The sequence below is a fragment of the Nostoc sp. FACHB-190 genome (assembly GCF_014696905.1).
Lineage (GTDB): Bacteria > Cyanobacteriota > Cyanobacteriia > Cyanobacteriales > Nostocaceae > Nostoc_B.
Map to the genome: position 1 here is coordinate 137,696 of NZ_JACJQW010000014.1, position 17,165 is coordinate 154,860.

Here is a 17,165-nt window from a genome sequence, read left to right on the forward strand (position 1 = left end):
TTAGAATCTATGAGCTGACGTGCAATTCATTTTACTTTTTACTCATAACTCATAACTCAGCACTTCCGTATTCTGTTGATTAAATAATCAAATTTTTACATGCTCTCTGTATGCTTTTGGTGTTATCCCCATAAGCTTGCGAAAGACATTGGTAAAATGACTTTGACTTTGAAAACCAACTTGTTCTGATATTTGTTCGATTGTTTTTTCAGTTCCAGTTAAAAGTTTTTTTGCTTTAGCAATTCGGCAATTAATCACATACTGATGTGGTGCCAGACCTGTAGATTGTTTAAATAAGCGAGAAAAATGATACATACTCATTCCCACAACTGCCGCAATTTCTGTTAATGTCAAATCTCGTTCGAGGTTGTCATGGATGTATGAAACAGCTTGACGTAACTTTCTTGGCGAAAGACCTTTATGATTCAACAACTGCGAAACTTTATTACTGGCGGCTGAGTGGTGTTTTAGCAGGTGAACACAGAGTGTAGTTTTGAGAGACTCAATATACAGTTGGCTACCGACACCACCTGATTCTAATTCTGACTTCAGTGCTAAAGCTATTTGCTGAATTAACGGTTCTGGCGCAGCAAAGTAGGGTGTTAACTCCACACCTTGTAAATCAACCGACTCTAAGATAATCTGATTGAAAAATACAGGGTCTAAACTTAGGAGTAGAAAATCAGTTTCCGATGTCCAACGGCAGACGTGAGGGGTATTGGCGGGAATAATGGCGACATCACCATTAAGAATATGTTCTTGCTGAAAGCGTCCATCTAAAACCCGTTCTGCTTGAAGGAGATGATAGTCTAAGTTGATCGAGATGATATGTTGTTGGGTTGAATGTTCGGGGGTTTCATGGGCAGGCTGGCGATGAATGTCTAGGCGAATACCATCCCATTTGGCATTGTAACTAGAATTTATATGCGATCGCGGCAGAACTTCTGCACAAGCATCTTCTTGAGTAAAATCAACTTTTAGGATTGTCTCTTCCAGCATCATCCTCACCGCAGAGATAATAAATATATGTGTAACGCTATACTTAAACCGTAATCCGAAATAAAAATGCTATTTAAATGAATTATTACGTAATATATGACGGAAATTGCAATCTCTGCGTTACCTTAGTCCAATTTTTAGAAACTTTAGACCAAGGTAAACTGTTTCTTTATGCTGCGATGCAAGACGAACAAACACTTACACAATGGGGCATTACATCCCAAGATTGTCAACAAGGAATGATATTAATTGATGCTAATGCCCCTGAACGACGTTGGCAAGGTAGTGATGCAGCCGAAGAAATTGGCAAGTTATTACCACTGGGCAGTTTGTTTGTGGATGCTTACCGCACTATACCGGGGATGAAATGGGCAGGCAATCGCTTTTACGAACAAATCCGTGACAATCGTTATACTCTGTTTGGCAAACGTGATACTACCTATCAGTCAACATACTGTGTGGATGGTGGCTGCAAAATTGGTAATAATTAGTGTATGCACAAGTTTTGACAGTCTACTTTAGGGGTTGGTATGACAATAAGTAAGCCAGATTTAGAAATCACATCCCAAACGACTGATATCGTAGATGATATTGCGGACTGGCAACCCCCCATGCCACCCACAGATTTAATATTTGATGATGGAGAACCTTTGGAGTCAAATCGTCACCGTATTGCCATGAATGTCTTAATTCGGTCATTACAGCAAGCTTGGGCTGACCGAAACGACTTTTACACAGGTGGTAATATGTTCATCTACTACAGCAGTACCCAAGCACGTAACAATGATTTTCGCGGCCCAGATTTTTTTGCTGTCCTCAATGTTGATGGTACTATCCCCAGACAAGGTTGGGTCGTTTGGGAAGAAAACGGCCGTTACCCAGATGTCATTGTTGAATTAATGTCACCATCTACGGCGCGGGTTGATAAAGTGACCAAAAAAGAAATTTATCAACAAACCTTCCGCACCCCAGATTACTTTGTCTATGACCCCTTTGACCCAAATTCTTTACAAGGCTGGCATTTAGATGGCAACCAAAATTATCAGCCCCTAACAGCAAATGAAGGCGGCTGGCTATGGTGTCAGCGTTTAGGCTTATGGCTGGGAACATGGGAAGGCACAGTAGACAGAGAAACAGCTATTTGGCTGCGGTTTTATGATACTGATGGTAATCTTGTCCCTTTACCAGAAGAAGCCGCCCAAGCTCAAGCTGAGGCTGCACAGGCTCAAGCCGAAACGGCACAGGCTCAAGCCCAAGCCGCTCAAGCCCGCGCTGAACGTTTAGCCGCCCGTTTACGAGAATTAGGCGAAGACCCTGATGCTTAAGGATCTGCGGGTTAATAGTTTACTAATAGGACTTAAGCACTAGACACTGAAAATCGAACCGCAGAGGCACAGATGTCACAGAGAAATGAGAGTTTGAGAGTTTTTTTGCGTAAGTCCTAACCAATTCACAATTAAGAAATCTAGCTCCAATAAAACTTTCCTGATTTCTATCTGTCGCATTCTTCTTTCAAATTTGTATAACAAATAACAAATGAGAAAATTTATTAGAAAAGCTTTAACTTTTTTAGCTGTATACAACACCTACATGTTGGAGTTTCGTGCAGAACTAATTTTATGGGTGTTGTCTGGGTCTTTACCTATAATCCTGATGGGTGTTTGGATGCAAGCAGCACAAGGAGGCAAATTTGGTCTGTCTTCTATAGATTTTTCTCGTTATTTTCTCACAGTTTTTGTAGTTAGACAAATTACCGTTGCTTGGGTAATTTGGGAATTTGAAAAGGAAGTGGTAGAAGGTAAACTTTCACCTAGATTATTACAACCACTAGATCCAGTATGGCATCATGTCGCCTCCCATCTGGCTGAAAGAGTAACGCGGATACCATTTACCATAGTGCTAATAATTTTATTTTTTGCACTGTATCCCCAGTCCTTTTGGTTGCCCAGTTTTGGGCAAGTGTTTCTATTTACGTTAGCAGTGGTGTTAGCATTTATCTTGCGGTTTGTTATTCAGTACACCTTTGCTGTGTTAGCTTTTTGGACAGAACGTGCTAGTGCTTTAGAAAATTTCTGGTTCTTATTTTTTTTATTTTTATCGGGGATGGTTGCACCTTTAAATGTGTTTCCTGAATTTGTGCGGAATATTGTGTTATTTACACCTTTTCCCTATTTAATTGATTTCCCTGCAAGTATTTTGGTTGGGCTACCTGTAGATATAGGGCGGGGTTTTTTATGTATGATTGGTTGGACAATGATATTTTTGGGCGCAAACCGTTTGTTGTGGCGGGCGGGCTTGAAACGATATTCAGGTATGGGTGCGTGAGCTAATATATGTTTATTTCACTCTTCGCTATCTTGATATAAGTCTTGTAATGCTTGCAGTTGAGTTTTGCGGGAAACTCGACGATATTTCTTACTTTCTAGTTTGGGTTCGTATTTACTCTGTCCTTTACCTTTGGTTTTTAACTTCAAGGTAGATTCAGGATCGGCTTGTTGGTTTAATTGAGTTTGTCTGGCGATCGCTTCCTCTAAAAACTCTAGATAATGTTCATAGCGTTCCCAATTTCCCCGCACGGCGCAATCAGGTTCGTCTCGATGCAAACAATCTCCAAATCGACAGTGATTCACTTCTAAGAGTTTTCTGACTTCGGGAAAATAGTAAACTAATTCTTCTGGTTGAGTATCCAAATCTGGTTGATTAAAGCCAGGGGTATCGGCTAACAAACCACCATCAGGTAATTCAAATAATTCTACATGGCGCGTTGTATGGCGACCACGGGCAAGTTTACCAGAAACTTCCCCGACTCGCAGGTTAATATCAGGAATTAAGGCATTAATTAAGCTGGATTTCCCCACACCAGAAGGGCCAGCAATTACAGTCGTTTTATGACTAAGATAAGTTAATACTTGGTCAATATTGATACTCTTCTGCACACTGATAAATAATGGTTGATAACCCCAAGCCAAAAGGCGATCGCTAATTTCTTGCTGTTCCTGGGCTGAGATTAAATCGCTTTTATTCAAACACAAAACCACATCCCAACCAGTGAACTCAGCTTTGACTAAAAATCGACTTAATTGATAAGCTTCTAAAGGCGGATCAGCAACAGCAAAGACCAACATAATTTGGTTGACATTGGCGATCGCAGGTCGGTCTAATTGTCCAGTACGGGGTAAAACTTCTGCGATCGCACCACGTTCACCAGCCCAATCTGGTTCTTCCACCACCACGCGATCGCCCACCATCACCTGCTGTCCAATTTTTTTTAACCTAGTTCTGCGGGTACACAAAAGTATAGGGAGATGAGCAGGATCTATCTCCCTATCTTTTTGATCTAGCTGTACCTTGTAAAAATTGGCTTGTACAGCCAAAACTGTACCGATTAACTGTCCATCAGTAGCAACAGCCATCATTGATTAACGGCCGGACGACGGACTAACAAAGAAAAATACTCGCTACAGTTTGTAATTTGCTCTACCTCATAGCCAGCCATTGTTAAGCTATCAGGAACTTGCTCGATTGGTTCTCCGGGGTCGAGCCATACTTCTAGCAAATCTCCTGGCGACATTTTTTCCAGGCGGAGTTTTGTCCGCACAAAATTAATCGGACAAGGAGTACCGCGCAAATCCAGTTGAGCATCGGGAGTAGACACAGAAGATAGACTCATTATTTAAACAAATTCCCCAAGAATCCTTCTAAACCACCTTTACCAGTGCGATCGCCTTTAATTTTAGCCAGCTTTTCTAGCAATTCTCTCTCCTCTGGGATGATTTTGGTGGGGATATCAATTAACACTGTTAGGAGATGATCGCCCCGACTCACCGGATTACCCAAGCGAGGTACGCCACGATTTTCCAGCTTCATCACTGTATTTGGCTGCGTTCCTGGGGGAATGATTAATTCCACTGGCCCGTCAACTGTATTCACTTCCAAACGACAGCCTAAAATGGCTTGTAAATAGCTCACCTTAATTTCCGAAAGCACATTAATGCCATCGCGTTGAAATTCTTCATCTTCGTTAACAAACAGGTAAACGTATAAATCTCCGGGAGGGCCACCACGTTGACCTGCATCACCTTCTTGTCCTATGCGTAAACGTGTACCGTTATCTACCCCAGCCGGAATTGTAATTTTGAGTTTTTTGGTGACTTGATTTGTACCTCGACCGTCACAAGCATCACACTTGTCTTCAATTACCGAACCAGTACCATTACAAGTCGGACAAGTGGAAACTTGTGTGAAACTACCAAAAGGAGTTCTGGTAACACGGCGTACTTGACCAGAACCGCTACAAGTGGAACAAGTACGGGGGCGGGTTCCTGGCTTTGCGCCTGAACCATTACAAGCTTCACAAGTTTCGAGGTGAGAAATGCGAATTTCCTTTTCGCCACCAAATACTGCTTCGCGGAAATCCAACTTGAGGTCTAGTCGTAAATCATCACCCCGTACTGGGCCACTGCGCCGTCTTTGCGCTGTCTGTCCACCCATACCGCCGCCAGCAAAGCCACTGAAAATGCTTTCAAAGATATCGGCAAAACCACCCATATCACCCATGTCTTGAAAGCCCACACCAGCACCGGAAACACCTTCTGGGCCAAAGCGATCGTAACGCGCCCTGGTTTCTGGTTCTGAGAGTACCTCATAAGCGCGGTTGATTTCTTTAAACCGATCCTCTGCGCCCGGTTCTTTGTTCACATCTGGGTGATACTTACGGGCTAAACGGCGGTAAGCTTGTTTGATTTCTTCTTTGTCGGCGTCACGAGAGACACCCAGAATTTCGTAATAGTCGCGGGCCATATAGCAAAGGTAAAAGATAGAAGGTAGGGACTAGAGGCTAGGGATTAGGGGCTAGAGGCTAGAGGCTAGGGATTAGAGGCTAGGGACTAGACTTTTTTACTCAGCACTCAATACTCAGCACTTTTGTAAGGCAGAAGGCATAGATTAACTTTTATTAATAATTGATTGTACCTTTTACCTTTTATAAAAATCACCAGCAAATGTTGAGTCAAATTTACTGTTACGTGGGAGACGACAAGGACTAACGAAAGTTAACAGCAAAGTTAGCAGATGCTAGAAGCTTTGGCTGTCTCTTTTACAATTGTGCTACGTGACAGGAAAAAACCCTGCTGATGAACTAGAGGGGCTAACCGCACCATTAGGTGTGGAAAACCCCCCATTTGTAGTACATTGCATCTGTAGTAAGACAGAATTTCCAGATTAAAGAACAAAGTATGTAAGGTTTAAACTTCATACTTCATACTTTAAACTTTATCCTTTAGTCTATCGCCTCATAATCAGCTTGTGCAGTCATTTCCTCATCAAAATCGAAATTAAATTGAGGGATGACAGTTCCACTGGCAGAATTTTCTAGTCCAGATGCTAATAATGGCTCGGAACCTGCTTCACCTTCTTCTGTATTGGGATTGTTCGCGCGGTTATAAACATCAGCACCGATCGCAAATAGAGTTTGCTGGAAGTCATCTAAACAATTTTGAAATTCTTGCACAGAAATACTGGGATTACTCATCACAGCTTGCAGTTGGACAAACTTTTCATGGGCTAAAGTTTTCATCTGCTCGCCAATCAAGTTGCCATTATCCTTCAAGGTAGATTCGTAACTGATTAACAAATTGTCCGCTTGGTTTTTCAGTTCGACAAATTCCTTGCGTTTTTTGTCTTCTTCAGCAAATACTTCTGCTTCTTGGCGCATCCGTTCGACTTCGTTAGCACTCAAACCACCAGTGTTAGTAATCCGAATACTTTGCTCTCGACCGGTTCCTTTATCTTGAGCCGCAACTTTGAGGATACCGTTAACATCAATTTCAAAAGATACTTCAATTTGCGGAACACCACGGGGAGCCGGAGGAATCCCCGCCAACAAAAACTTACCTAAACTTTTATTATCCCGTGCCATTGCCCGTTCCCCTTGGAGAACGTGAATTTCTACGGAAGTTTGACCATCAATTGCTGTGGAAAAAACTTGAGATTTGCTGGTGGGAATTGTGGTGTTACGTTCGATAATTTTGGTGAAGACTTCGCCCAGGGTTTCAATCCCCAAAGACAGGGGAGTGACATCCAATAATAAAAGATTATCAACTTCACCACCGAGAACACCCGCTTGAATGGCGGCTCCCAATGCGACAGCTTCATCTGGGTTAATCGAGCGATCGGGCGTTTTGCCGTTAAAAAATTTAATTAAAGCATTTTGAACAGCCGGAATCCTAGTTGAACCACCAACTAAAATAATTTTGTCGATGTCTTGGGGTTTGAGGTCAGCATCTTTGAGGGATTGAATCATGGGTTCAATCGTCGCCTCAATCAAATGCGCCGCGAGTTCTTCAAATTTAGAACGGCTGAGTTCCGTCTCTAGATGCTTTGGCCCAGATGCGTCGGCGGTAATAAATGGCAAGTTAATCGAAGTATTACCCATACTAGAGAGTTCAATTTTGGCTTTTTCTGCGGCTTCCCGTAGACGCTGCAAAGCCATTTTGTCTTGGGCTAGGTTGATTTTTTCTTGTTCCTGGAAGCGTTCAATCATCCAGCGCACAATACAGTTATCGAAGTCATCACCACCTAGTTGATTATTACCGCTAGTGGCTTTAACTTCAAAAACTCCATCTCCCAGTTGCAAAATCGATACGTCAAACGTACCACCGCCCAAGTCAAACACGAGAATTAGCTGCTCTTGGTCTTGCTTATCCAAGCCAAAAGCTAAAGCCGCCGCCGTTGGTTCATTGATAATGCGTAATACTTCTAAACCAGCGATTGTCCCAGCATCTTTAGTTGCTTGTCTTTGGGCATCGGTAAAATATGCTGGTACGGTAATTACGGCTTGGGTGACAGATTCTCCTAAAAAATTTTCCGCGTCCTGCTTCAATTTTTGCAGAATCATCGCGGAAATTTCTTGAGGGGTGTAATTTTTGCCACGAATTTGAACATCAACAGTTTCATCTCGGCCTTTAACACAATTGTAAGGAACGCGATCGCGTTCATGTTCCGTATCTTCCCAACGACGACCGATGAATCGTTTGATACTGTAGACTGTATTTTCGGCATTAGTTACGGCTTGGCGTTTTGCCAGCTGACCGACCAAGCGATCGCCACCCTTGCCAAATCCCACAATACTAGGAGTAGTTCGTCCGCCTTCCGAATTGGCAATTACAATCGGCTGACCACCTTCTAAAACTGCGACGCAACTGTTAGTCGTGCCTAAGTCGATCCCTATAACTTTTCCCATACTTACAGTATTTGTACTGAATGCTTTTGCCGTGGTGTACGGGATATCTACGGGCAAGAAATCAAGCGTAAGGGTGTAGGTGAAAACTTGGACACCCTTACATCCTTCCTTCTAGAAAATTAAAATCAAAAGTTAATAGTATGATTTGTTTTGACTTTTAACTTTTAACTTTTAATTTTAACTGTTGGCTGGACTCGACTGATCCTCTGGTGCAGATGGTGTATCCTCCTTCGGAGCAGCCACCTTGACCATTGCATGACGTAGCACGCGATCGCCTATATAATATCCGCGTACTAACTCTTCTAACACTGTTCCATCTGGATGTTCATCCGTAGGTTCGCGCATTACTGCTTCATGGAGGTTAGGATCAAACTGTTCACCTTCTGGACGCATCGGTGATACTCCCAACCGTTTCAGACAATCCACTAATTGTTTATAAACTCCTTGATAACTTTTGTGAATTGTCATCTCACCGTCAGTTTGTGGCTTGAGGTGCGCTCGCGCCCGTTCAAAATTATCGACCACTGGCAGTAATTCTAAAATTGTATTCCGCTTCGCTTGTACGTCTAGCTCTTCTTTTTCTTTGCTAGTACGTTTGCGGTAATTTTCAAAATCTGCCGCAATCCTCATGTACTGACCACTACGTTCTTCTACCTGCGCCTTGAGAGACTCTATTTGTTGAGTCAATTCTGTCAAAGCTGCCGTGTCTGCTGGTGTTTTCTCAGTAGCAGCGAAGCCATCTTCTTGATTGAGCGCAGCCGTATCTCCTGATACATTGCTTGTGGCTGCCACTTGCTCAGTAACTTCGCTGCCAGATTCGTTGGAGTTGATTTGGGCTGGGGAGTCGCTCATCATGTCTTGCTTTACCTCTGTTGGTTCACCCAATTGCTGGCTTGTATTGTTTACCTGTTTATTTTCGTCCATCATGGTCTATTCCAGATCCTCTTGTGGACAATAAATCACTGTGGAAGGAGATTTGATTGTCAACATAGTTCTGGAAGTGATATCACCGTCATCCTATTGTGACAAATGGTGAATATATTAGCGCATACTCTCTCAGGACGGGAAGCCGAACGACCAAGGATGAAGTATGAAGTATAAATTTTAGACTTCCTAGAAATTTTATTAAGTTTAAATGAAAATTCTGAGCCGTAGCTTGGGAATACTCTAAGCAGAGGTTTTCCCCTACTAATTGCTCACCTATGACTCAATCGTCACCACAACGGCGCAGTACCGCTCTCACGACCCGAACAGAGTTTTCGCCATTCGGCAGTAAGCTAGTGCAATCTGGCTATGTTAATAGCGAACAGATGAGACAGGCACTGATTGAAAGCCGCAAATCTGGCAGACCCCTGACGGAAGTGCTGGAGTCGATCACTGGGCGACAACTATCGCCGGAATTTCTTAGACAGTATAAAAAACAACAGCTATTTGAACTTAAAATACTATACGGCGTTGATTCCCTTGATCCGGAAATCAATACAATTGGCAATACCAATGTCGGGAGCTTGATTGAAACTCTGATCCCAGTGGATGTTTGCCGTCGCCATCGTTTAGTACCCCTATCAAAAAACGAAGACCAAAACCCACCTAGTGTTTTAGTGGCAATGGTCGATCCAGATAACTTAGAAGCTTCCGATGATCTGAATCGCATTTTGCGCCCCCAAGGTTTGGCATTGCAGCGCATGGTGATTACTCAAGAAGATTATCAGCAGCTAATCAACCAATATTTGGATGATTTAGCGGTGAAGCAAAAACATCTGGAACAAGAAAAGTTTACAGATATCAATCAAGATTTAGAAAATCTCGGCAATTTAGGCTTAGATGACGCTCCCGACGAGATGGAAGCTGATTTGGGATCAGCAATGAAGGGTGCGGAAGATGCTCCTGTCATCAACTTAGTGAACCGGATTCTAGCTAAGGCATTGCATGAGAAGGTTTCGGATATTCACGTCGAGCCGCAAGAAGAAAACCTCCGGGTTCGGTTTCGCAAAGATGGTGTATTGCGTGAAGCCTTCGATCCCTTGCCGAAAAAAATTATTCCAGCAGTCACAGCCAGATTTAAAATCATTGCCAGCTTAGACATTGCTGAACGACGTGTCCCTCAAGACGGACGCATCCGGCGGATGTTTGAAGGGAGAAAGGTAGACTTCCGGGTGAATACCTTGCCCAGTCGCTATGGGGAAAAGGTTGTACTGCGGATTTTGGATAACTCTTCTACCCAATTGGGATTGAATAAGTTAATTACTGATCCTGAAACCTTGAGTATTGTTCAGGAAATGGTGAGTCGTCCCTTTGGTCTGATTTTGGTAACTGGGCCAACGGGTTCTGGGAAAACAACTTCCTTGTACTCAGCATTAGCAGAAAAGAACTCACCGGGAATTAATATCAGTACAGTTGAAGACCCGATTGAGTATAGTTTGCCTGGGATTACTCAAGTACAGGTAATTCGAGAAAAAGGATTGGATTTTGCCACAGCACTGCGGGCTTTTTTGCGCCAAGACCCGGATGTGTTGCTGGTGGGGGAAACGCGGGATAAAGAAACTGCCAAAACAGCGATTGAGGCGGCGTTAACAGGTCACTTAGTATTAACTACTCTACACACTAACGATGCTCCAGGTGCGATCGCTCGTTTAGGTGAAATGGGCATTGAACCATTCATGGTTTCTAGTTCCTTAATTGGTGTGTTAGCACAACGCTTGGTGCGGCGAGTCTGTTCTGACTGTCGCATTCCCTACACTCCCACAACAGAAGAACTAGCTCGCTATGGTCTATCTGCTTCCCAAGATGTGGAACTTACTTTCTATAAAGCGAATACTTTGACAGCAGAAGCTTTAGCCGATGCCAAAGCCACAAATCATGTTTGTCCAAGCTGTAATGGTGTTGGTTACAAAGGACGCTGTGGTGTGTATGAAGTGATGCGTGTCTCAGAAAACCTCCAAACCTTGATTAACCAAGAAGCACCTACAGAACGCATCAAAGAAGTGGCTGTAGAAGAAGGAATGAAAACCCTATTGGCCTACAGCTTAGATTTAGTACGTCAAGGAGCCACCACCTTAGAAGAAGTTGATCGGGTGACGTTTACCGATACAGGCTTAGAAGCAGAACTCAAAGCCAAACGTAAGACAGGCCTGACCTGTCGAACTTGTAGTGCTGAACTCAAACCCGAATGGCTGGATTGTCCCTACTGTATGACACCCAGATTTCAAGATTAATGATTGGTCAATTGCCAATAGTCATTAGTAAACACCAATGACAAATGACAGCTGACAACTGACGAAGGACAACTAACACAAAGGAAGCAGAACTATGGAAATGATGATTGAAGACTTGATGGAACAAATGATTGAAATGGGTGGTTCGGATATGCACTTATCTGCTGGCTTGCCTCCCTACTTCCGCATTAGTGGTAAACTCACACCCATTGGCGATCAAGTCTTGACTAATGATCAATGCCAAAGATTAATCTTTAGTATGCTCAATAATACCCAGCGTAAAACTCTAGAACAAACCTGGGAATTAGATTGTTCTTATGGCGTAAAGGGTTTGGCACGTTTTCGGGTGAATGTTTACAAAGAACGAGGCTCTTATGCAGCTTGTTTACGAGCCTTAAGTTCCAAAATTCCTAACTTTGAAAAACTAGGTTTACCAGATGTTGTCCGAGAAATGGCAGATAAGCCCAGAGGCTTAATTTTGGTGACAGGCCCTACAGGTTCTGGCAAAACAACAACTCTCGCCGCCATCATTGACTTGATTAATCGTACTAAAGCCGAACATATTTTGACGGTAGAAGACCCAATTGAATTTGTCTACGAACCAATTAAAAGCTTAGTTCACCAACGGCAGTTGGGCGAAGATACAAAGAGCTTTGCTAACGCCTTAAAAGCCGCCCTCCGGGAAGATCCAGACATTATGCTGGTGGGGGAAATGCGGGATTTAGAAACAATTTCTTTGGCAATCTCCGCCGCAGAAACAGGTCACTTGGTATTCGGCACACTACACACTAGTTCCGCCGCCCAAACAGTTGACCGGATTATCGACGTTTTCCCCCATGAAAGACAAACCCAAGTACGGGTACAGTTATCTAACTCCCTTGTCGCCGTATTTAGCCAAACTTTAGTACCGAAGAAAAACCCCAAACCAGGGGAGTACGGTCGAGTCATGGCTCAAGAAATTTTGATTGTGACTCCAGCTATTTCTAACTTGATTCGAGAAGGTAAAACTTCACAGATTTACTCAGCAATTCAGACAGGCGGTAAGTTAGGAATGCAAACTCTGGAGAAAGTTTTAGCTGATTACTACAAAGCCGGAACAATTTCTTTTGAAGCAGCAATGTCTAAGACTTCCAAGCCCGATGAAATTCAACGTTTGATTGGGGCATCAACACCCCCAGCCGGAGCAAAACCTGGTGCTGCTAAAGCTCACTAAAATTTCATGTTGAATCAGACAAGTAATAATTAATAGTCAATTATTAGTTGGCTATTAATTATTGCTGATTGACCAAATTTAAAATTTTGAATTTTGAATTCATCTATCTATGCCAACCTTCATCGCCAAAATTCGAGATCCTCAAGGAAAATCTCGAACTGAAAAAATCGTTGCTGAATCTCTAGCCGAAGCCCGGACTAATCTTAGAGATAAAGGTTTTTTAGTTCAAGAACTCAAACAATCTCAAGGCTTGCCACTCAGTTTTGATTTCCAAAAAATTAAGAATTCATTTGTTAAGGTTCCAATTAAAGAAAAAGCGGTTTTTTCTCGACAACTTGCGACCTTAGTCAATGCGGGTGTTGCCATTGTGAGAGGTTTGGGGGTACTGGCAGAGCAGTGTACCAATCCAAAGATGAAACAAGCACTCATTGATATTAGTAATGATGTGCAGAGTGGTGTCAATCTTTCCGATTCTATGCGGAAGCATCCTGACTGTTTTGATGGTTTGTATGTCAGTATGATTCAAGCTGGCGAAGTTGGGGGTGTTTTAGATGAAGTACTCAATCGTTTAGCGAAGTTACTAGAAGATGTAGCGAGACTACAAAACCAGATTAAATCCGCACTAGCTTATCCAACGGTGGTAGGTTTTATTGCTGTTAGTATCTTTGTTGGGATGACAGTTTTTCTCTTACCTATTTTTGCAAAAATATTCACGGAAATAGGTACAGAATTACCTCCTTTAACACAATTTTTGATGACATGTAGTGAAATTTTAAGAAGTTGGAGAGTTTTCATTATTATTGGTGCTTTTGTTGGAGCAAAATTTGCCTATCGTCAGTACTATAAAACTCGTGTTGGCAGAGAAACTATTGATCGTTTATCTCTAAAAATGCCTTTATTTGGTGATTTGATTCAAAAATCTTCCGTAGCTAGATTTAGCCGGACTTTTGGTTCTTTGACTCGTTCAGGCGTGCCGATTTTGACTTCCCTAGAAATTGTCCGAGATACATCAGGAAATCAAGTTATTGCGAATGCGATAGATGGCGCTCGTTTAGAAGTTCAACAAGGCGGGATGATTAGTCTTGCTCTCCAAAAGGCAAATGTCTTTCCGGCAATGGCAATCCAAATGATTAGTATTGGGGAAGAAACGGGAGAATTAGATGGGATGTTAATGAAAGTTGCTGACTTCTATGAAGATGAAGTTGAGCAAGCGGTAAAAGCTCTTACTAGTGTTCTGGAACCAATTATGATTTTGGTTTTGGGAAGTATGGTTGGTACTATTTTGATGTCGATGTATTTGCCGTTATTCAAGGTGTTTGAAAAGCTGGGATAAAAAGCGAAAGGATGAAGTTTCATACTTCATCCTTCACACTTTATACTTCATACTTTATAAAATTATGCCTGTACAGAAATCTCACTATGAAGCCAGCTTGGCAGAGTATAGCAATCATCAAGCGGCGATCGCTCTCCTCAAACAACATCGACCATACCTGGAAATGATTCCTAGTTTGCGTCGCCCAGATGAAAGCTTAATTACTATTCCTTTACCTATTGTTCGTCTGCGTAAAACTGTTTCCGAGGTTCCCCAGGCAATTTGTCTACCCTGTGATGTGGCAATTTTAATGTGCGATCCAGAATGGAAAATTAAAACAGGAGCCGAAATCTTAATCTTTATTCACCGTCCCCATGAAGACTTTTCTGATTTGTTGGGACGTTGGCGACAAACCCAAATTTTCTTAGATCAAGACTATGAATGGTTAATGCCACCTCGCCATAGTCACATATTAAGTGAAGGAGCAAATACTATATATCCGTTGTTTGTAGTGTTTAGTGAAACATCAGAACGCATTCAACGAGGTCTTATCGGTGCAGAGTTGCCATTTGTGATGCAAACATCATATTTGCTATTGGAAGAAGAACGAAGAGAGGAAGAGGGGCTAGAGGCTAGGGACTAGAGATTAGGGGCTAGGGTTTAAGAGGAGAAGAAACAGCCCCTTAATCTCTTCTCTACTTCTAGCCTCCAGCCTCTGGCCTCCAGCAGCTTATTTCACAAACTGAGGCATGATTTCAGCTGCGGTGAATATGCCGTAAATGCCGCGTTGATGTAGTTGCATTCCCGCTTTGAGATAACCGAAAGCTGGGCCGCAGACGTTTGCTGCCATACTGGTTTCATCACCTAATGTAAAGGTATGAGTAGAAATCTTTCCTTCAAAGGTGCGCCCTGTAACTTTAACATTGGTGCTGAGGGGCTTTTTGGGATTGCGGGTATCCACTACACCGCCAACAGTAACGCGATCGCGCTCTACTATCCCAGCTAACTCTAACATCACATCATCGGCGTGTTCCATGTTTTCTAAGGTCAACACGCCATTGGTTTTATCTAGTAATGCTTCTACCTCTGTGTCAGTCATTGCCCGTGCAGTTTCTACGGTATAACCGGGTATATGACCGATATCTTCTCGCACGGTGGCGCGGTAAGCTTCCCAGTTAGCAATACCGACACCAAAGGTAATCTCGACTTTGTGAATTTCGGCGTAGCTTTGGGCGGCTAAAGCAGCAGCAGCAGTTAACAGTCCTGGTGTTGCACCACATCCTGTCATGTAGGTAATACCTGCGGCTTGTAGTTCGTCTTTCATCGCAATTAGCTGTTCTACCGCACTGGTACGCTTAATTGCATCCACTAACACACCGCGCCAACCAGATTGAATAAACTGCCGCGCTACGGAAGGAATAAAATCATTGGGTAAGTTAGGTAATGCCAAAAAGTACCCATCTACAGGTTGATTTGTATCAATTAAGTCTTGAATACTGTTGTTTGTTAATGTCCCGACTGGTTCTAAATAACCTACAGAACCTTGAGATTGATAAATGGCAATGCAATCTTTAAAATTTAACCCTTCCGCAGCGTAAGCATAGCCTTTTTGATCTGCTACTGCTACTAAAGTCATTTCTCGTTTACCAGCAAGTACTTTGGCGGCTGCTTGTCCGAGTCCACCAAAACCCAGTACTCCCACACGTAACGCTGGCGCAAGATTGAGATTTTCTGTACTCATAGTGAATTTCTGAAGTTGAATCAAAAGCTTGGAGTCTGAACCATCTTGGCTGATGGTGGTTGCTCCCAGCTATAAAGGTTAATTATGCTTTATTATCCTGGTTTCTTCCCCAACCAGATCAGTTTTTTTACCAGAAATTCTTGCTTGGTAATTTGGGTTTGGGCAAATTTTCACGCAGATCACCTGAAAAAGCGAGAGAAAGAGGATGATCGTGTTAAAGCTGAATAGGTAGAGGATATTCAGGGAAAATATTGATGCTGCGATCGCAATTTCAGAGCAAACACAACCCATCGACCGTGAAATTTTTACAAACTGAATCATCATCTTCAATGTGAAGATATTGACTATTTTTCTTTAAATATACATTTTCTGGATAAGTAGAAGGACTAAATTAAACCTAACTTGAAGTTGCCGGGTTTCGACACTTCGACAAGCTCAGTGCATCGCTGCGCTCAACCCTCGTCTTCTCAAGGATCGAGCATTGAGCGTTCGCGTAGCGTCTCCCTTGGGGAGAAGTCGAAATGCGTCTTCTAAATAATTGTGTCCACCTACTTAATGTTCTAGACGATTTAAGGTAATTTTAACGAACTTTAGGGAAAATAGTATTATTGTCTGAGTTATAATTGTTGAATTTTGTTATCGATAAATGTTTCTAACTCTTGTATAGTATACGTGAAAAGATTGTTAGTAGACATATAATAAGAGAATAAATTAACAACATCAGAAAAGCAAAAATATGGTTCTAACTTTTTCAAATCTTTTCTCTGTTTTTTATAATCTGATTTAGACATATTTTCTTGCATTTTCCGATTTTGTAATACTAATAATTGATATTCATATTCAGCCTCTGCTTGTACAAGTGGATGTGAGTCATTCCGCAATTTATCAGAAAAATTGTATTTCATAGAAAAAGTTGCATCCTGTTCACTTGCTGAATTGTACATAAATTCTCCTAGTAAATTTATAACAGCCCAGCGTGTTGTGTAATATTGGCTGTTCACCATACTTGCAAGTATATCCGAACGATTTTCTACACCAAGCCAGAATAATTCACCTAGGAGTCGTGGTAATAAAATCGGATCACTTTCCCTATATTCATAAAATGCTTGCAGTAAAACAGGGACACTCTCATAACTACATATCTTTCCTAGGGTATAAATTACTTGTCTACGAATAAAGTGATTTTCTGCAAATACAAGACGTTCTAACTCAGGAATAATTACAGGTTCTAATTGTGTTTCCCAAGATATTTTGCAAGTCTCATTACGAGAACAACTCAAGACAAAATCTGTAATAAATAGCCCCGCATAACCAACCACATCTGGATCATGATTTTGCAGCATTTTAATTAAAGTCTCAATTGCATCAGGAGATGTCGCAACCTCAGCCATATAGTCTGAGTCTCCTAAATGGGAGAGATAGTTAATAATTTTAGTCTCTAGCAT

Annotated in this window: 15 protein-coding genes; 7 read left to right on the forward strand and 8 right to left on the reverse strand. The window is 42.1% G+C overall.

Going from position 1 to position 17,165, the window contains the following annotated elements:
• Positions 1-87 precede the first annotated feature (87 nt).
• Positions 88-1,002 carry an AraC family transcriptional regulator gene (locus tag H6G28_RS16985; protein ID WP_397329723.1) on the reverse strand — a complete coding sequence of 305 codons (915 nt, stop codon included), beginning with the start codon at positions 1,000-1,002 and terminating at the stop codon, positions 88-90.
• Positions 1,003-1,076: 74 nt separating this feature from the next.
• Between H6G28_RS16985 and H6G28_RS16990 the strand changes: the two genes are divergently transcribed.
• The 3 genes from H6G28_RS16990 (at position 1,077) to H6G28_RS17000 (ending at position 3,324) form a co-directional block, all read left to right on the forward strand.
• Complete coding sequence (locus H6G28_RS16990; protein WP_190672511.1) at positions 1,077-1,490, forward strand: thiol-disulfide oxidoreductase DCC family protein; 414 nt, start codon at positions 1,077-1,079, stop codon at positions 1,488-1,490.
• A gap of 39 nt (positions 1,491-1,529) precedes the next feature.
• A complete protein-coding gene (locus H6G28_RS16995) occupies positions 1,530-2,324 on the forward strand; it encodes a Uma2 family endonuclease (RefSeq protein WP_190591488.1) in 795 nt (264 codons plus the stop codon).
• Positions 2,325-2,535: 211 nt separating this feature from the next.
• Positions 2,536-3,324 (forward strand): ABC transporter permease, encoded by a 789-nt coding sequence (locus tag H6G28_RS17000; protein ID WP_190591487.1) that lies wholly within the window; start codon positions 2,536-2,538, stop codon positions 3,322-3,324.
• Positions 3,325-3,341: 17 nt separating this feature from the next.
• On the opposite strand, the gene rsgA is transcribed toward H6G28_RS17000, so the two are convergent.
• From rsgA to grpE, 5 genes are all read right to left on the reverse strand, one after another.
• Positions 3,342-4,412 (reverse strand): small ribosomal subunit biogenesis GTPase RsgA, encoded by a 1,071-nt coding sequence (rsgA, locus tag H6G28_RS17005; protein ID WP_190672555.1) that lies wholly within the window; start codon positions 4,410-4,412, stop codon positions 3,342-3,344.
• The gene (locus tag H6G28_RS17010; RefSeq protein WP_190672514.1) at positions 4,412-4,669 is read right to left on the reverse strand and encodes a sulfurtransferase TusA family protein; all 258 of its coding nucleotides are present in this window, start codon (positions 4,667-4,669) and stop codon (positions 4,412-4,414) included. The genes rsgA and H6G28_RS17010 overlap by 1 nt, the downstream gene beginning before the upstream one ends.
• Positions 4,669-5,799: a molecular chaperone DnaJ gene (dnaJ, locus tag H6G28_RS17015; protein WP_190672518.1), complete on the reverse strand. Its 1,131-nt coding sequence runs from the start codon at positions 5,797-5,799 to the stop codon at positions 4,669-4,671. Before dnaJ ends, H6G28_RS17010 begins: the two co-directional genes overlap by 1 nt.
• Positions 5,800-6,277: 478 nt before the next feature.
• On the reverse strand, positions 6,278-8,239 hold the full coding sequence (gene dnaK / locus H6G28_RS17020) for a molecular chaperone DnaK (RefSeq protein WP_190591484.1): 1,962 nt from the start codon (positions 8,237-8,239) through the stop codon (positions 6,278-6,280).
• Positions 8,240-8,416: 177 nt separating this feature from the next.
• Positions 8,417-9,166, reverse strand: a complete 750-nt coding sequence (grpE, locus tag H6G28_RS17025; RefSeq protein WP_190672521.1) for a nucleotide exchange factor GrpE — start codon at positions 9,164-9,166, stop codon at positions 8,417-8,419.
• 275 nt (positions 9,167-9,441) lie between these two features.
• Here grpE and H6G28_RS17030 point away from each other — a divergent pair, with 275 nt between their 5' ends.
• The 4 genes from H6G28_RS17030 to H6G28_RS17045 all read left to right on the forward strand — a co-directional run bounded on the left by H6G28_RS17030 (position 9,442) and on the right by H6G28_RS17045 (position 14,622).
• Positions 9,442-11,454: a GspE/PulE family protein gene (locus tag H6G28_RS17030; protein ID WP_190591482.1), complete on the forward strand. Its 2,013-nt coding sequence runs from the start codon at positions 9,442-9,444 to the stop codon at positions 11,452-11,454.
• Positions 11,455-11,548: 94 nt separating this feature from the next.
• Positions 11,549-12,667, forward strand: a complete 1,119-nt coding sequence (locus tag H6G28_RS17035) for a type IV pilus twitching motility protein PilT (RefSeq protein WP_190591481.1) — start codon at positions 11,549-11,551, stop codon at positions 12,665-12,667.
• Positions 12,668-12,776: 109 nt separating this feature from the next.
• On the forward strand, positions 12,777-14,000 hold the full coding sequence (locus H6G28_RS17040; protein WP_190591480.1) for a type II secretion system F family protein: 1,224 nt from the start codon (positions 12,777-12,779) through the stop codon (positions 13,998-14,000).
• A 64-nt stretch (positions 14,001-14,064) separates the two neighbouring features.
• Positions 14,065-14,622 (forward strand): hypothetical protein, encoded by a 558-nt coding sequence (locus H6G28_RS17045; protein ID WP_190672524.1) that lies wholly within the window; start codon positions 14,065-14,067, stop codon positions 14,620-14,622.
• Between the two features lie 87 nt (positions 14,623-14,709).
• On the opposite strand, the gene bioU is transcribed toward H6G28_RS17045, so the two are convergent.
• A complete protein-coding gene (gene bioU, locus H6G28_RS17050; RefSeq protein ID WP_190672526.1) occupies positions 14,710-15,720 on the reverse strand; it encodes a (S)-8-amino-7-oxononanoate synthase BioU in 1,011 nt (336 codons plus the stop codon).
• A 617-nt stretch (positions 15,721-16,337) separates the two neighbouring features.
• On the reverse strand, positions 16,338-17,165 hold the full coding sequence (locus H6G28_RS17055; RefSeq protein ID WP_190672529.1) for a HEAT repeat domain-containing protein: 828 nt from the start codon (positions 17,163-17,165) through the stop codon (positions 16,338-16,340).

Coding starts and splice junctions, on each gene's coding strand:
- H6G28_RS16985 (WP_397329723.1), bottom strand. CDS start 1,002: ATGATGCTGGAAGAGACAATCCTAAAAGTTGATTTTACTCAAGAAGAT.
- H6G28_RS16990 (WP_190672511.1), top strand. CDS start 1,077: ATGAATTATTACGTAATATATGACGGAAATTGCAATCTCTGCGTTACC.
- H6G28_RS16995 (WP_190591488.1), top strand. CDS start 1,530: ATGACAATAAGTAAGCCAGATTTAGAAATCACATCCCAAACGACTGAT.
- H6G28_RS17000 (WP_190591487.1), top strand. CDS start 2,536: ATGAGAAAATTTATTAGAAAAGCTTTAACTTTTTTAGCTGTATACAAC.
- rsgA (WP_190672555.1), bottom strand. CDS start 4,412: ATGGCTGTTGCTACTGATGGACAGTTAATCGGTACAGTTTTGGCTGTA.
- H6G28_RS17010 (WP_190672514.1), bottom strand. CDS start 4,669: ATGAGTCTATCTTCTGTGTCTACTCCCGATGCTCAACTGGATTTGCGC.
- dnaJ (WP_190672518.1), bottom strand. CDS start 5,799: ATGGCCCGCGACTATTACGAAATTCTGGGTGTCTCTCGTGACGCCGAC.
- dnaK (WP_190591484.1), bottom strand. CDS start 8,239: ATGGGAAAAGTTATAGGGATCGACTTAGGCACGACTAACAGTTGCGTC.
- grpE (WP_190672521.1), bottom strand. CDS start 9,166: ATGATGGACGAAAATAAACAGGTAAACAATACAAGCCAGCAATTGGGT.
- H6G28_RS17030 (WP_190591482.1), top strand. CDS start 9,442: ATGACTCAATCGTCACCACAACGGCGCAGTACCGCTCTCACGACCCGA.
- H6G28_RS17035 (WP_190591481.1), top strand. CDS start 11,549: ATGGAAATGATGATTGAAGACTTGATGGAACAAATGATTGAAATGGGT.
- H6G28_RS17040 (WP_190591480.1), top strand. CDS start 12,777: ATGCCAACCTTCATCGCCAAAATTCGAGATCCTCAAGGAAAATCTCGA.
- H6G28_RS17045 (WP_190672524.1), top strand. CDS start 14,065: ATGCCTGTACAGAAATCTCACTATGAAGCCAGCTTGGCAGAGTATAGC.
- bioU (WP_190672526.1), bottom strand. CDS start 15,720: ATGAGTACAGAAAATCTCAATCTTGCGCCAGCGTTACGTGTGGGAGTA.
- H6G28_RS17055 (WP_190672529.1), bottom strand. CDS start 17,165: ATGCTAGAGACTAAAATTATTAACTATCTCTCCCATTTAGGAGACTCA.